At 49.1% G+C, this 14228-nt stretch carries 20 protein-coding genes; all 20 read left to right on the top strand.

Going from position 1 to position 14228, the window contains the following annotated elements; all coding sequences use genetic code 11:
• Position 1 precedes the first annotated feature (1 nt).
• The 20 genes from WMO26_RS04750 (at position 2) to WMO26_RS04845 (ending at position 14228) form a co-directional block, all read left to right on the top strand.
• The gene (locus tag WMO26_RS04750) at positions 2-487 is read left to right on the top strand and encodes a hypothetical protein (protein WP_349218515.1); all 486 of its coding nucleotides are present in this window, start codon (positions 2-4) and stop codon (positions 485-487) included.
• 103 nt (positions 488-590) lie between these two features.
• Entirely contained in the window at positions 591-1250 is a 660-nt protein-coding gene (locus WMO26_RS04755; RefSeq protein WP_349218517.1) for a hypothetical protein, read from the top strand.
• A 2-nt stretch (positions 1251-1252) separates the two neighbouring features.
• Positions 1253-2239: a nucleotidyl transferase AbiEii/AbiGii toxin family protein gene (locus WMO26_RS04760; RefSeq protein WP_349218519.1), complete on the top strand. Its 987-nt coding sequence runs from the start codon at positions 1253-1255 to the stop codon at positions 2237-2239.
• 539 nt (positions 2240-2778) lie between these two features.
• On the top strand, positions 2779-3192 hold the full coding sequence (locus tag WMO26_RS04765) for a single-stranded DNA-binding protein (RefSeq protein WP_349218520.1): 414 nt from the start codon (positions 2779-2781) through the stop codon (positions 3190-3192).
• 25 nt (positions 3193-3217) lie between these two features.
• Entirely contained in the window at positions 3218-4099 is an 882-nt protein-coding gene (locus WMO26_RS04770; RefSeq protein WP_349218522.1) for a hypothetical protein, read from the top strand.
• 33 nt (positions 4100-4132) lie between these two features.
• On the top strand, positions 4133-4534 hold the full coding sequence (locus WMO26_RS04775) for a hypothetical protein (protein ID WP_349218524.1): 402 nt from the start codon (positions 4133-4135) through the stop codon (positions 4532-4534).
• Between the two features lie 35 nt (positions 4535-4569).
• Entirely contained in the window at positions 4570-5403 is an 834-nt protein-coding gene (locus tag WMO26_RS04780) for a hypothetical protein (RefSeq protein WP_349218525.1), read from the top strand.
• A gap of 98 nt (positions 5404-5501) precedes the next feature.
• Positions 5502-6044: a sigma-70 RNA polymerase sigma factor region 4 domain-containing protein gene (locus WMO26_RS04785; protein WP_349218527.1), complete on the top strand. Its 543-nt coding sequence runs from the start codon at positions 5502-5504 to the stop codon at positions 6042-6044.
• A 26-nt stretch (positions 6045-6070) separates the two neighbouring features.
• Positions 6071-6304, top strand: coding sequence for a hypothetical protein (locus WMO26_RS04790; RefSeq protein WP_349218528.1), 234 nt, complete (start codon positions 6071-6073; stop codon positions 6302-6304).
• Between the two features lie 123 nt (positions 6305-6427).
• Positions 6428-7309 (top strand): hypothetical protein, encoded by an 882-nt coding sequence (locus WMO26_RS04795; RefSeq protein ID WP_349218529.1) that lies wholly within the window; start codon positions 6428-6430, stop codon positions 7307-7309.
• Positions 7306-10341, top strand: a complete 3036-nt coding sequence (locus tag WMO26_RS04800) for an N-6 DNA methylase (protein WP_349218531.1) — start codon at positions 7306-7308, stop codon at positions 10339-10341. Before WMO26_RS04795 ends, WMO26_RS04800 begins: the two co-directional genes overlap by 4 nt.
• A 25-nt stretch (positions 10342-10366) precedes the next feature.
• Positions 10367-10780 carry a YopX family protein gene (locus WMO26_RS04805; protein ID WP_178353067.1) on the top strand — a complete coding sequence of 138 codons (414 nt, stop codon included), beginning with the start codon at positions 10367-10369 and terminating at the stop codon, positions 10778-10780.
• A gap of 4 nt (positions 10781-10784) precedes the next feature.
• On the top strand, positions 10785-10955 hold the full coding sequence (locus tag WMO26_RS04810) for a hypothetical protein (RefSeq protein ID WP_178353066.1): 171 nt from the start codon (positions 10785-10787) through the stop codon (positions 10953-10955).
• A 22-nt stretch (positions 10956-10977) separates the two neighbouring features.
• The gene (locus tag WMO26_RS04815) at positions 10978-11403 is read left to right on the top strand and encodes a defense against restriction DarA-related protein (protein WP_349218534.1); all 426 of its coding nucleotides are present in this window, start codon (positions 10978-10980) and stop codon (positions 11401-11403) included.
• 80 nt (positions 11404-11483) lie between these two features.
• Positions 11484-11732: a hypothetical protein gene (locus tag WMO26_RS04820; RefSeq protein WP_349218535.1), complete on the top strand. Its 249-nt coding sequence runs from the start codon at positions 11484-11486 to the stop codon at positions 11730-11732.
• The gene (locus WMO26_RS04825; protein ID WP_349218536.1) at positions 11725-12255 is read left to right on the top strand and encodes a DUF6788 family protein; all 531 of its coding nucleotides are present in this window, start codon (positions 11725-11727) and stop codon (positions 12253-12255) included. The genes WMO26_RS04820 and WMO26_RS04825 overlap by 8 nt, the downstream gene beginning before the upstream one ends.
• On the top strand, positions 12252-12968 hold the full coding sequence (locus WMO26_RS04830; protein WP_349218537.1) for a Fic/DOC family protein: 717 nt from the start codon (positions 12252-12254) through the stop codon (positions 12966-12968). The genes WMO26_RS04825 and WMO26_RS04830 overlap by 4 nt, the downstream gene beginning before the upstream one ends.
• 86 nt (positions 12969-13054) lie before the next feature.
• Positions 13055-13591 (top strand): hypothetical protein, encoded by a 537-nt coding sequence (locus tag WMO26_RS04835; protein ID WP_349218538.1) that lies wholly within the window; start codon positions 13055-13057, stop codon positions 13589-13591.
• 15 nt (positions 13592-13606) lie between these two features.
• Entirely contained in the window at positions 13607-14029 is a 423-nt protein-coding gene (locus WMO26_RS04840) for a hypothetical protein (protein ID WP_349218540.1), read from the top strand.
• Complete coding sequence (locus WMO26_RS04845) at positions 14022-14228, top strand: hypothetical protein (RefSeq protein ID WP_349218542.1); 207 nt, start codon at positions 14022-14024, stop codon at positions 14226-14228. The genes WMO26_RS04840 and WMO26_RS04845 overlap by 8 nt, the downstream gene beginning before the upstream one ends.

Below are 14228 nucleotides of genomic sequence, written 5' to 3' on the forward strand. Positions count from 1 at the left end.
AATGGAGAAAATTCTGAATGCTCCGGCGCCTCTGCGGCGCCGGCTTATACTCACGGTACTGCTGGGGATTGCCTGCCTTTTGGTCGGGCTTGCCATGTTCCTGTTTTCCAAAGACAGGATCATGCTGCTGTTAAGCGCCGCAGTCTGTATCCTCAGCTTTTGCAGGGCATACGCCTTTTACCAGGCTGTCAGCCGAAAAGAATATGAAGTGGTGGAGGGTACTTGTGTCGGCGTCGTTCCAAAGCCTTTGCGCAAATACCGGAAAATCCGGATTATGGACGACGAAGGCAACGAATCCGCCCTTCTGCTGGGCAAGCATTCCAAAATCCAGATCGGCTTCCGTTACCGCTTTTATTTCAAAAAGACGCAGCGGCTGACATTGGGAAGCGAGTATTTTGACTCCGCCCTTTCTTCCGACTGCTTTCTGGGATATGAAGAGTTGGGAGAACTGGGGAACCCTCCTGAGTCGCCAGAAAAGGCGGATTGAGATTTCTTTCTATGTTCATTGACAGGCCGCCTTTTTGATGATATAATAATTGCATAATAAAAGACTATATTTTGCATATAATATATCAAAAGGAGGTGCGGCGATGAAAGAGCAAACTTATACCCAGTTTATTCAGCAACTGATTGACGGATTTCAACCTGGTGAACCAATACTTGTCCGGGAGCTTGGAAATCGAATTGCTGAAGCATATGCCATGGAGGAAAAGAAAGCCTGCGCTGCAGCAGCTGTTGCAGTAAAGCGGCTGATCGATACCGGCACATGCCCCAACCTTCGCTTTTTTGCAAAGGGCGTCTATTATGTGACAAAGCAAACCGTTTTCGGCGAAACTGGCATCAACAAAGATAAATTGATTGAGCTGAAATATCTGAAGGACGGCACCGGGTATGAGACGGGCGCTGCGGTTATGCACAAGCTGGGCCTTACGACGCTTATGCCGGCCGAAAGGACCTTTGTTTCCAACAGCGCACAGCACAGAGCCAAGCGGGATGACGCACTGGGTATTGTTATTCGTGCGCCGCGGATTCCCGTAAATAAAGAAAACCGCTTTTATCTTCAGTTCTTGGATTTGCTCAACATGTATGACGATGTGCCGGTGGACGCAGAAGATCCGTACCAGCTGCTCGGCCGGTTTGTGCAGGCAAGGGGATTGGATTATGGTACCCTTCTGCATCTGGCAGATACCCACTATAACGGAAATACGATTATGAAGCTTGCCCATGTGGCAGGCAGACAAGGAGTATAAAAATGAAGCTGCATTTGGACTCGGATGCTTTTCGCGTCCTGATAGAGCAGGTATCCGAAAACACCGGATACCGTCAGGACGTTATTGAAAAAGATTACTACGTTTCTATGCTTTTGCAGGAGCTGGCACAGTTCCAAAGAGAGGGTCTGCCCGCCTATTTTAAGGGCGGTACGGCTCTGTATAAGGCGCTGCACAGTGTCCGGCGTTTTTCAGAAGACGTCGATTTATCCGTCGATGTCCGGGAGTGCAGCCGCACGCAGGGAGACAAGCGCCTGGAGCGGGCGACCAAAAAATACACCTGTATGGAGCGCAATCCCAACGAGGGCCGCACCAACCGCTCGGAGGTAATTTCCTACTACCGTTATCTCCCGGTTGTGGAATACGATTCTAACGACGTTTTGCAGCGTTTTGGAAAAGTAAAAGTTGAGGCCACGTCCTTTACCATCAGTGAACCATATGAGCCTGTGATAATTGCCCCGCTGATTTACGAACAGGCGGGGCCAGACCAGCAGCTTATTTTGCTTCAACAGTTCGATGTCCGCCCCTTTGAAATTCTCACTATGACAATCGAACGGATTTTCGTAGATAAGCTGTTTGCAGCGGAAGCCTACACCCGAAACGCGGAAAAGGAGCACCGAGCCTTTGAAGCGTCAAAACATATCTATGATTTGGCAGTTATCGCAAGCGAACCGCGCATCGTTTCATTGCTCCAGGATAAAGAGCAGTTGGCAAAACTGCTGACAATCCGGCTGACCGAGGAACAGAAGCGGTTGGACGGTATCCCCGGCGTTCTTCCCAAAGACTTTATCTTTTTCGACAAAGCATGTGCAAATACGCACATTACGAAGGCTTATGCAACGATGCAGAATCAATATGTCTTTATTCCGGATGACCGGATTTCGCTGGATGAAGCGCAGTATCAACTGCATTGTTTGCAAGATCAACTAAACCAAAATCAAACGTGGAGCCATGCAACTATTAAAAAATAGCGTCATGGCAGCTTAAATAAAATCCTCCTTATGGCTTTTGAACGCCGTGAGGAGGATTTCTATATAGGAGGATAAACTGTATCCATGCGAGAATCGCCTTTGGATATACTGCATAGGTTAGTCGGGTGTGAATACCTGTCGGATATGCGGCTGAAAGAACACGAGAATCGAAAAGCGCGAGTCCTACTGCATCAGTTGAATCCAAAAGATTTTTCTGCTGCACAGTGGAAAGACACAATCGAGTATTTGTATAAGGATGTATAGGGATTTATCACAAGCAAATATCTATATATTGATTATGAACTCTTGACAAACGCAAGATATAGTGTTATAATACCATTGTAATTGATTTTTTGTGCGTGATCCGTTAGGATTTGCAGGCATACTTGCTTGTATCGTGGGGAGCCTCTCACATTGCACACGCTTGTCAAGTTTGTATTCAAAGTGCCGACAGTATGGTTTTGCCCTTATGGGCGGAAACTGTGTGCCGGCGCTTTTTTGTATATAGATATTTTAGCCGGAAGGCAGAAAGGAGCGAAATGGCACAGACCTATGTAATCGGCCGGGTAACCGCTGATTTGGAACTGAAGACCAGTATCAACAGGCATCCGTATGTGCGCTTTGACATTGCTGAGAATATCGGCGGCAAGGAGCACCGCAGGACGCAATACCTTCAAATCTGCGCGATGGGAGACGATGCTGAAAGGCTCGTCCGCGCCCGCGTAAAGAAAGGCAGCCTTATCTGGGTATCCGGCTCTTTGGAACTGGAGGTATACACCAGGAGAGACGGCGTTACTACGGATAAGCGGCTGAAAGTATTGCTTGATAACTGGGGATTTGTCCCGGCCGGAACAGACAAGGCGGGAACAAAAGCCTTGGATAGTAAATTCTCCGAATCACTGGACAAAATTTCGCCGGTGATTGACGGGGAAAGAGAAGCCTTGCCGGGTTGAAAACCGGCGCCAAGAGGAACCGTATGTGTTTCAGAAAGGAACGCATATGGTTCCTCTTTTTTTGTTTTTTAGAGAAAAAGTCTCAGAAAGGATGAAACGAATGAATAAGAAAACAAGCCTCTGGTCAAGTATATCCGTTTTGACAACCGCGGTATTGGCAGTCATGGCATTTATCCGCGGGGACATACAAATCTGGCTGCTGAGCGGTATTTTTGCGGTGTGGGCGGCATGGGCGGCAGTAAAATTCCTGCTTCCTGCCCTTAAAGCGCAGCGGTACCGCCATATGGCCGGAAAAGCGCGAAAGAAGAAAAAAGGACAGCTTCCAAAGAAAGAACTTTCCGTACCGGATATTTCCGATCCGGTCGGCCTTGTCCTGCTCCGTCATGTGAACTTCCGTATTTCGGCGTATTTACAGTCGGCCTATCCGGAAGCGACATGGCAGTGGCTGGAGGAATTCCCGGAAAAAATCGCCGCGAAAGGCGGGACGGGAAGAATCCGGCTTTATGGCGTACCGGACTTTGATTATGCCGACGTCAGCTTCGATCAGAAAGCGGATATCAGCTGTTCGCTGCTGAAAATTGTGCCGATGGCCGAAGTACAGCAGGGTTCAGGAGAAAAGAAAACCATCCCCCAGCAGCAAACCCCGGCAGATCCGCAGGTTTGGTATGAGAAGCAGGGGCGGAACGTGCTGGAGGACTTAATCGCCGACCTGCATTCACGCGGCCATCACAGCCTTACAATCCGGGAAAACGGAGAAATCGCCATCGCGCAGGCGGATTCCGAAATTGTCCGCCCCGCGTTTGAGACTGTGCCGGAGAAGGTTTACTGGCCGAGACTTGTAAAGGTTTTCGAGCGGGAAGGGCTGGCGGCTGATATTACTGAGGGTGGCATGGTGCTGTCCTGGTGAAAAGGCAAATCAGGAGGAAAGGAGTGACGGAGAATGAAATCCGGACTGACAATCCAGGAGCTGGCGGCGGATGACCGCGCTTTTCTGCTGAAGATTCGCGATACCGTTCTTACGGCGGTAAACGAAGCTAATTTCAGCCGGGTTGTCGAAATGATGCAGGAAGCGGCAAACGCGAAGATGAATACAGCGAATGTGCCGGAAGTAGTCCGTCTGGCAAGCCGTGATTTCGGTATTACGGACGAAGAACATCCCGGCGTATTGCAGCATCTGATCGAGGGCAGGGACCTGACGCTTTACGGGCTTGCCAACGCGGTTACACGGTACAGCCAGGATGTGGAAAGCTATGACCGTGCGACGGATTTGGAAAGCATCGGCTACAATATCCTGTCGATGCCTGCGAAAAGATGGAACAGTATCAACCAGATGGCGGCGTGACGGCTGCCATAACAAATGATTAGGAGGATCTGATTATGACTTACAACAACGAAAACGCTTTGGCAGAGGTCAAAAACTTCACCCTTCCCGCCATGATTGAGAGCGATTTTTCCAATGAAGAGCTGTCCGAGGATTTTGACGGCTTGCAGATGAGTTTCCAGCGTGTGAAAATCCCTGCCGGGGGTACGCTCCAGTTTGAGATACCCGGAGACGATCCTGAGAACCCGGATTATGAGAAGACGCTGAGAGGCATTATCGTTTACAACCATCAGGCCGGCGCTTACTGGCCGGAGGGTTCGGAATACGACGATAACGTAGCCCCTTTGTGTTCTTCTGTAGACGGAAAACTGGGGATTGGAACGCCAGGAGGCGCCTGCGCCCTGTGCGAACTGAATAAATTCGGCACAGACGGAAAAGGCAAGGCGTGCAAGAATATGCGGCATCTGTATATCCTTCGCAGCGGAGAATATATGCCGATCCTTCTGTCTCTCCCGCCTACAAGCATCCGTCCGTTCAGCGATTTTATGAACGTATCTTTCGTTTCCCGGCGCCGCCCCGCCTGGAGCAGCGTTGTGGAGATCGGGCTGAAGCGGGTAGACAACGGCTCGAATACCTACAGTGTGGCGACATTCCGGAAGCTGTATGACTTTTCGGGGGAAGAACTGGCGCAGGTGAAGCACTATGCGGATAATTTCCGGGAGCAGGTTAAAATGATGCTCCAGCAGCGTGCCGCGGATTCAGAAACGCGGATGGAACCGGAGGGCGTATATGAGCAGGATTCCCGTTATTCAACAGTGGAGAGCGGGGAGCATTTTGCAATTTCCGGACCAGGGACAATCGACGGGGAGCGGGAAGCTTTGCCGGCATAAAGAAAATCATGCGCGCGGCCTGCCGTGCGGAAAGTACAAGGAGAGGATACTGCCGATTGAAGTTGGCAGTGTCCCTTTCTCTTTTTGGAGGGATAAAAATGACAATGAAAACATTGACGGACGAACAGCGTAAATTCGCTGAAGAAAACCATGACCTGGTGTATACGTTCCTAAATGAGAACAGACTGCCGACGGTCCAGTATTACGACGTTGTGATCTTTGGCTATTTGCGGGCAGTACAGGAGTATTGCGGGAACCCAAAGCTGCAAAAGTATAAATTTGCTACTGTGGCATGGAAAAAGATGCTGTGCGCCCTGAAAGATTATTATAAGCATATGGCTAAGGATATCCTGTTTCAGGAGGATACGGTTCATATTGATGATATGAATGCTAAACATATCCATACCCCACTGGAAAATATAGCCGTCAATCAGGACGAACTGATGACGCAGATGGAAACGGAACTGATTCTCCACGCGCTGGCAAAGAGGCTGCCGTCCAGGGAAATGCGGATTATCCGCATGAAGGTGGATGGCGCCGGTATGCATGATATTGCGAAGGCGGAGCATATTACTTTCCATGAGATTAAGCGGCTCCTGGCCGGGGCATATGATACGGTTATTCAGGTTTTGCTGGGATAAGAAAGAGTAAGGAGGTCAAGACAAGAATGATGAAAAAGCATGTTTCCTTGAGCGGACGTCTTCTCTTCCCTTTAAAAGAGGGACAGTGCGCATTGATTCAGCGCGGAGGCGGCGTCATCCGCACCTCGCGGGTTGTTGAGATTTTGGAAGTTACCGACATATCCGTCAGGTTTGAAACCATGAATACGGTTTATCTGGTGTCAACGGCCCCAGTGCCAGGCGCGGCGGCAGCCCCGCTGGAACTGCGTATGTGCGCGTAATCCGGGATAATGAAAAGACAACAGGGACAGCATAGCCAAACCGGCTGTGCTGTCCTTTCATTTTTCTTAACAGAATTAAAGAAAGGATTTTGATTTATGAACGCTTTAGATAAGCTGGACGCGGTGCAGGTCAGCGCGGACAACCGGATTTCGGAAACGGACCGGAAGTTCTGCGAGGCGCATCAGGCGGCGTATGTGGACGCCAAAGCTTCATTAAGCGAATTGGAGTATATGTGGACAGATATCGTTAATCGTCAGGCAGAAACCTTAAAGCCGATTGAGGAAATCTGGAACAATGTGCAGAGATATATCCATCTCCCCCATTTTTCTGAACAGGATATCCGGAATCAGCTGGAAGAACTGAATGAGCTGTTTATTTCCAACCTGGTGCGATATTTTAATCACAGCTATAACGTATCTCTTGACTCTAATACCGTCATTGATGTGTTGCTGCCGCATAAACCCAAAAGCGATTACCACTCTCCGAATACAGAAGCGATAGCAGGATATCATCAAAAGCTGCGCTCTATGGAGGTAGACTACAAAGACGTGCTGGATCAGATTTTTATTCAGCTCGGAGGCCGGACCTTTCTGGAACGGGCGCTGGATGAAATCAAGGAAGCGTGCCATAAGGCAGCCTGGTGTACTTATACCGGTAAGGCAGAGTACGAACTGAAAAGCGATACGATCCGGTTTACCTATGGCTGCCGCTTTGAAAGTATGTTTGGTAAATGGGAGCTGAATGACAAAATGAAAAGCATCCTGATAGGACTGGCATATTTTGAAACAGGGACGTTTGGATATTATCCCGCGGCTATCTCCAAGCTCCTTGGCTGGAGCTATCGGGAAGACCCAGTTGTCATTTTTTCTAATTACACGAAGCTCCAATCGCTGCGGATGTTTAAGAATGGCCGCGTAGATATCAAATTCAAAAGCAAGGACTATGCAGGCCGGTTTGTTTCCGAGTTTCTTGGCTCTTGTCCGCTGATGGAGGTGAAGAAATGAAATACGCGGTTTGCGATACCGCTGTACCGCAGGAAAGACGGCAGGAAACCAATGAAAAGCTGCTGTATCTGATTGATAGCGGCAAAGCTGGTGAGTATGGGATCAGCGGCGGCGATATCTATAACCTGTATACCGGTGACGGCGGCCTGCACGGACTGCGCCGGCAGGATTACGAAAATTACGCTTCGTACAGCGAGGCCAAGAAAGAAATCGAGAACGGGCAGTTTTTCACCCCTCCGCTGCTTTGCCGTCTGGTTGCGGAAGCATTGTCCCCGCCGCCGGACGCGGCTGTGGCTGACCTGACCTGCGGCGCGGGGGCCTTTTTCAATTTCATGCCGGCAGAAAACAATCTGTACGGCTGTGAGCTGGACATTAAGGCATATAAAGTGGCGGGATATCTCTATCCTCATGCGAATCTGGTGAACGGCGACATCCGTTCCTACCAACCGCCCGTCCGCTTTGATTATGTGGTCGGGAACCCGCCGTATAACCTGCGGTGGTGGGTAGACGACGGGGAGAAAATCCTTTCACAGCTCTATTACTGCCGGAAAGCGGCGGAACTGCTAAAGCCGTTTGGAATTCTGGCGATGATTGTCCCCGCGTCCTTTTTGTCGGATGATTTTTCCGATGGAACATCTATCCGGGAGATGGAAGAACGCTTCAGCTTTTTGGGGCATGTGGCTTTGCCTTCGAACGCTTTTTCTTTTTTGGGAGTGCGGCATTATCCGATTAAGCTGCAATTCTGGCAGAACCGCGGTGAAGGCATTGAGGTACAGCCGTATCACATCAAAGTGAATCGGTTTTTAACCGCCGGCTTTGATTGTGGGAAAGAAGCGGAATGGATTTCTGAACATCTTCTGCAAGGCGCTATTAAGCTGCTGAAAAAGAACCGTTATTCCGCGGTGCGGGAACTGGCAAAGGAAAAAGAGCTGTCGGAGGGATTTCTATACCAGGTACAGAAAATGCTCTATCAGATAAAGTGCCATCCGAAGCTGAAGGAAAGCTATGCTAAGTGCTACGAGTATTTTTACCGGTTCTGCACGGAGACGCAGCCCAAGGATATGAAGTACGAGGAATGGGCAAAAAAGAGGCTGACGGAGGCCAAAGTGCTTGCCTGTCTGAAACGCACCCTTCAAAAGCAGAACGCCCGGCCGCCGCAGGACAAGATCGCCTTGGTGAAGCGGGACTATGATTTTATTTATAAGGGCTACAGCGGCAAGGCGCGCCGGCAGATTCCAGAGGAAAAACGGGCGCCTGTCCCGATGTATGAAATTGTTTCTTCAGACGGCGCGTGGGAATTTCCCGGTTATGAACGCCTGGTGAGAAAAAAACAGCGGGAATACGTCGGCCAAAACCGGCCCTTTGCCACTATGGAGGAGGATCCGGAGATTGGCGCGTGGCTGGAAAACTTTCACCTATGGGATGCAGAGAACGAAGAGGAAATCCGCCTCAACGAGATCCAGCGGCACGATCTAAACCTGATGCTGCAAAAGCGGTACGGGCTGCTCCAATGGGAACAAGGCAGCGGTAAAACGCTGGCCGGTATCGCCTCGGGGCTATACCGGATGGAAAAGCAGAACGTCCATCATACCTGGGTGATATCCCCTGCCATCTCTATCCGCAACAACTGGGACGAGGTCTTGCCAAATTATGGCTTGCCCTATGTTTTTGTAGAACGGCTATCAGATTTGGAGAAAATCCAAAAAGGCGATTTTGTCCTCCTTACGCTGAATAAGCTGGGTACATACCGGCGCCAGATTAAACGGTGGGTGCGGAGGTACGGGCAAAAACTGCACCTTATCTTTGATGAGAGCGATGAGATGACAAACCCTTCCAGCATCCGGGCCAAGTCCGTACTGGACTGTTTCCGGCGCTGCCGCTGCAAACTGCTGACAACCGGCACAAGCACACGGAACAATATTTCGGAGTTTGCGCCGCAGCTGGAGCTGATGTATAACAATTCGGCCAACATGCTGTCATGGAGTCCAAGGATTTACCATTATGAACGCGGCGACGATTTTTTATCCAGCAAGGTGAATCCCTATTTTGGACAGCCTATCCCCGCATATAAAGAGGGCTACCGGCTGTTCACAGCCTCCCATCTGCCGGAAAAGATTACCGTATTCGGCGTGGGGCAGCGCACACAGGACATTTACAACGCGGACGCTCTCAGCGAAATTCTCGGCAAGACGGTCATTACCCGGACCTTTCCGGAAATCGTCGGCAGGGAAATTCGACGGATTCATCAGGAGCCGGTATCGTTTACCCAAGATGAACGGGCTGTGTATCAAATGGCGATGGAGGAGTTCCGGAAAATGCGGGAAAACTACTTCGCCAGCACGGGAAATTCCCGGAAGGACGCCATGATGCGTCTGATGCAGCAGATTACGTTGCTTCTGCGGATCAGCGCGGCGCCGGACACGGTTGTAGAATATCAGGGCGGCATACCCACCAAAATACGCCGTGTTGTGGAGCTGGCCGGCCAGTTCGAAAATGAAATTATAGCCATAGGCGTCCGGCACAAGGTTGTTTTGGATTCTTACAAAGCGGCGCTGGAAACAGCGTTCCCGAACCGCGCCGTTTTTGCGGTGACGGGCGGGACAACCAGCTTTGCTCAAAGGCGGAAGCTGCGGAAGACATTGAAAGAGAGCGGGAACGGGATTTTGCTGTGTACGCAGCAGAGCCTTCCGTCCAGCGTCAATTTCGAGTATGTGAACAAGGTCATTATTCCGGAGATGCACTACAACAACGCCAAAATGAGCCAGTTCTATATGCGGTTTGTCCGCTACAATTCAACGGAATGGAAGGATATTTACTTTGTTACCTATGCGGGAAGCATTGAATCCAACCTGATGCAGATGGTGATGGCAAAGGAGAAAATCAATTTATTTATGAAAGGCCAGGATACAAACCTGGACGAAATCTATGATCGTTTCGGCGTGGATTATGACCTTCTTTCGCTGCTCATGTATCGTGAGCAGGATGAAGAAGGGAATTTCCATATCCGCTGGGGCGAACAGCAAATAGCATGATATTTACAGAAAGGATGAATCTACAATGCGAGACTTATTATTCCGTGGGCAAACCCGCAGAAAAGGGGAAAGAGTTCTTATGAACGGCAAGCCCATAGATGCAAATTGGGTTTACGGCGGTATTTTTCAGGGAAAAGGGGATTTTTCCGTGATTTATACCTATGAGCCAATTAAAAAGATGCCGGTTTATACGGACACAGTGGGACAATATGCAGGAATCGATGACAAAAACGGCACGAAGGTTTTTGAGGGTGATATCCTGAAATTGAAGCACCGCTTATACGTGATTGAATGGAAAAGCGGCTGCTTATATGCTTCCCAGAAGAGTTATTTGAAAGATAGCGTCAGCACGTTCTATAAACCGGTTGACAATCTTATTGCTGAAGGCGCGGGGGTAATCGGAAACATCTATGATAATCCGGAACTGCTGGAGGGATGAAAAGATGATGGGAAGACTGGAAAAACGCTACTGCTGGATCATGGATATTCTGGCATGGGGGCACGGAAAGTATACCGAAGAACAGCTCGAAAAGCTGACCATGCCGGAGTTGGCGGAAATTCACAGCCAAGTTTATCATCAGCATCTTGAAGAAATTCAAAGTATCCATCTATGATTGAAGAATTGAGGGAATAGAAATGAGATATTACAGTACACAGTGCCCGATTACACCGGGAAGCTATCCGGAGCCGGAAAACAACAAGATAACCGAAATCCACAATTATGAGAATAAGACCTATTGTGAGGAAATCGGACGGGAGGCATGGGGATATATTGAATACGCACATCCTCTTCGCCCGGAAGAAGCCAGTGATTTTGAACTGATTCCAACACCCCGTAAGATAAAGAAAATGAGGTTTATTGGTGTGGACGGCTGGGACCGCATGGTTTTCAAGGATGAAGACGAATATGTGTGGAAATACACGGAGCCGGGAGAACTTCCGATGGAACGTCACGACCTCTTGCATTCATCTACGAACAATGCGCTCGATGGAGAACCGTGCTGGCCGATGAAGCCGGACATTGACTACCGGATTGAAACAGGCAGCCAAGACACAAAATAACGGAGATGATTTAACCTGCAAACGCTATTTGTAAATTGACGAATAGGTTAAAATGTGATATACTATGAAAGGAATTGAAAATGGATAATAAGGATATACCGACATGCCCATTCTGCGAACAACTTGAAAAGTTCAAGCAGACAGAGGCTGAATATATGGAAATGCGGCGCGGTCAATCAGGTAAAGCAACGGCGAGATATAAATCTGCCTTGATACATGAATTATATTATGATGGCTACTGCTGCGGCAGTACGGCATATTATACGGAAAAAATGAATTATTGTCCCGTGTGTGGGATCAAATTGAAAGCGGGTAATACAGATGGATAACACCATTGTCATGGAGTACACGAAGCTGCTGGAGAAAAAGGCAAGACTGCAAAAAGAATTGTCTGTTCTTCCGCAGGGGTATATCTCGAAAAAGAATATCAACGGCAAGACCTACCACTATCTGCAAAACAGGGTTTCCGGGAAAATGGCCGGAATATATCTGAAAAAGGATAAGGTGGATAGGGTTTCCGAACAGATTCGCCTGCGGAAACAATACGAAGAGGAGCTCCCGAAAGTGAATACCCGCCTGAACGAGCTGGAACAGGCAGCCCGGTTGATCGGGCATGGCTTGGACCGCCGGCTGCTATTACAGAAGCTGGGAGCGGGCATGGATATGCTTTCCGCCGAGCAGAAAGGACGCTGCATTTCTTTTGCCGACGCGATGAACGCCATCGAGGGAGTCCCGGCCAGCGAGCAGACCTCCAAAGGGCTTGCCGACTGGCAGGATGGGAAAACGTCTTACCTTTCCGTTTTTGAAGCAACGCTCCGGCGGTATGGTTTTAAAACGGAGGTTCAGCCATGAGAGACCCCTATTTATATGATGACGCGGACGTGCTGAAAAACCTTGCCGGCATTAAGGACGCCGATCTTTTGCGGAAAGCGGAGGCGGACATCACGAATTTAGCGATGGCTGGCATCTATAACCGGCAGTATGAAAAATTCGACACAGAAACCCTGAAAGATATTCACCGCACAATTTTCGGCCAGATTTATGAGTGGGCCGGGGAATTTCGGGAAATCCAGATGATAAAGCCGGAAGACGTGCTCGGCGGCGATACCGTCCGGTATGCTTATCCCAAAGAGATTAAAAAACAACTGGCGGCTTCCATGAAGGAAATCGCCAAACTCCACCGAAACGGGGAAAATGACCGGGAGATTGTCTTCCGCATGGTCCGCATCATCGCGCAGATCTGGCAGACGCATCCCTTCCGTGAGGGGAATACCCGAAGCGTGATCGTATTTGCTATCCTGTTTGCCAAATCACTCGGCTTTGAAGTGGAACATGAGATGTTCCGCGTCCATGCGTCGTATGTGCGAAATGCGCTTGTCTGGGCGTCACAGGGCATTTATTCCAAGTATGAGTATCTGGAACGGATATTTTATGATGCCGTTCTCGGAGAAGAAGCCAAACCGGAAACCGCCGGAGCTTCTTCCGACGGGAAATATGAGAAAATCGGGGACTACAAGGTGTCCGATTACAAAGAACGGCCGCATCAGTATTTGGACGAAAAGTAGTCCGAAAACTGGTGCAGCAGGTTAAGAGAGAACAAGGCTGAGACAATCGGCCCTGTTCTCTTTTCTTTTTTGAGAAAGGTTGATTGATGATGAAAAATCAGATATTCGAATATGGCGGCTTTCACTTTATACCGGAGAGAAAATTTACTGCACAGGAGAAGGATTTCTTCAAGATTTCCCGCCAGCAGCGGATTGACTGCAGCCTTGGATTTTGTGTGCCGGGATATATTTATGAAAGCAAATACGACTACTCGTATGAGAGCTTTTATGAAGCGGCAACCAATAAAGACTGCGACCTGTTCCGTTGTGTAGAAAATGGCAAGTTGTATCTCCCCTGCGAAAATGATTTGCAGGAGTATATCGAAAACAAGCGGAGGAAAAACGAGTGCCTGGATTGTGGCTGCTATGATGAAACAGAAGGCTGTGTATTGACAAGCACAGAGAAACAGGAGAATTGTCCGAAGTGCAGTGAGTCCAGTGTCCTGCTCAGTGATTATAAGGATTTTTTTAAGGACATCACGGCGCTGCACGACTGCAACGACTGCGGTATCAGTAAATGCAAGTTTGCTCCTGAACCCGGTCAAATGGTTCGTATCAACTGCCCTCTATGGGTGGAAAAATGAAAGGAATCCTGAGTTATGAAAAGAGCTTCGATTTTATCCGAATTAAAAACCCAACGTCCATATCTTCTGCGGGAATATGGCAAAGCGGATGGCAGTCTTGTCAGCTGTAAAAAAATCTTCCATATCCGTGCTGATTATGACGGATACAGATGGTGGAATACGATTTGGCCGTGCCGTGAAGAGCTTGCTACGCCGCAAGTCTGCCGGGAGGCTGATTTGATGTATGAACGCCTGACTGCGGACGATGCCTTTCGGGATCTCGCAGCTCTTAGGAAGTTCTGCGGAAAGCATCCGGAGGCGGCAGTCCATGGGTGCGGGGACGAATACAACTTTTATTTTGAAGGCGAACGATGCACATATTGGCTGCGCTGTATCACACGGAGCAAAGACTACAACCTATATCTGCATGTATTCGCAAAGGAGGATGAAAATGGATAAGGCGCGCTGGCTGGGCATTAGCTGCCCCCTTTGCGGACAGGAACTGAACAGTTGGGACGTCCGTTGTTCAAAATCAGTCGGATACCTGGATTACCAGATATGCGAGAACTGCCTTTGTAAAGAGTACGATATGGAAAAAGAAGAATTCCGTGACCGTATGGAAGCCTATTTTGAAATACGGCCGTGCAGGGGGCTTTGA

This window comes from Solibaculum intestinale (assembly GCF_040096205.1).
GTDB classification, from domain to species: domain Bacteria; phylum Bacillota; class Clostridia; order Oscillospirales; family Acutalibacteraceae; genus Solibaculum_A; species Solibaculum_A intestinale.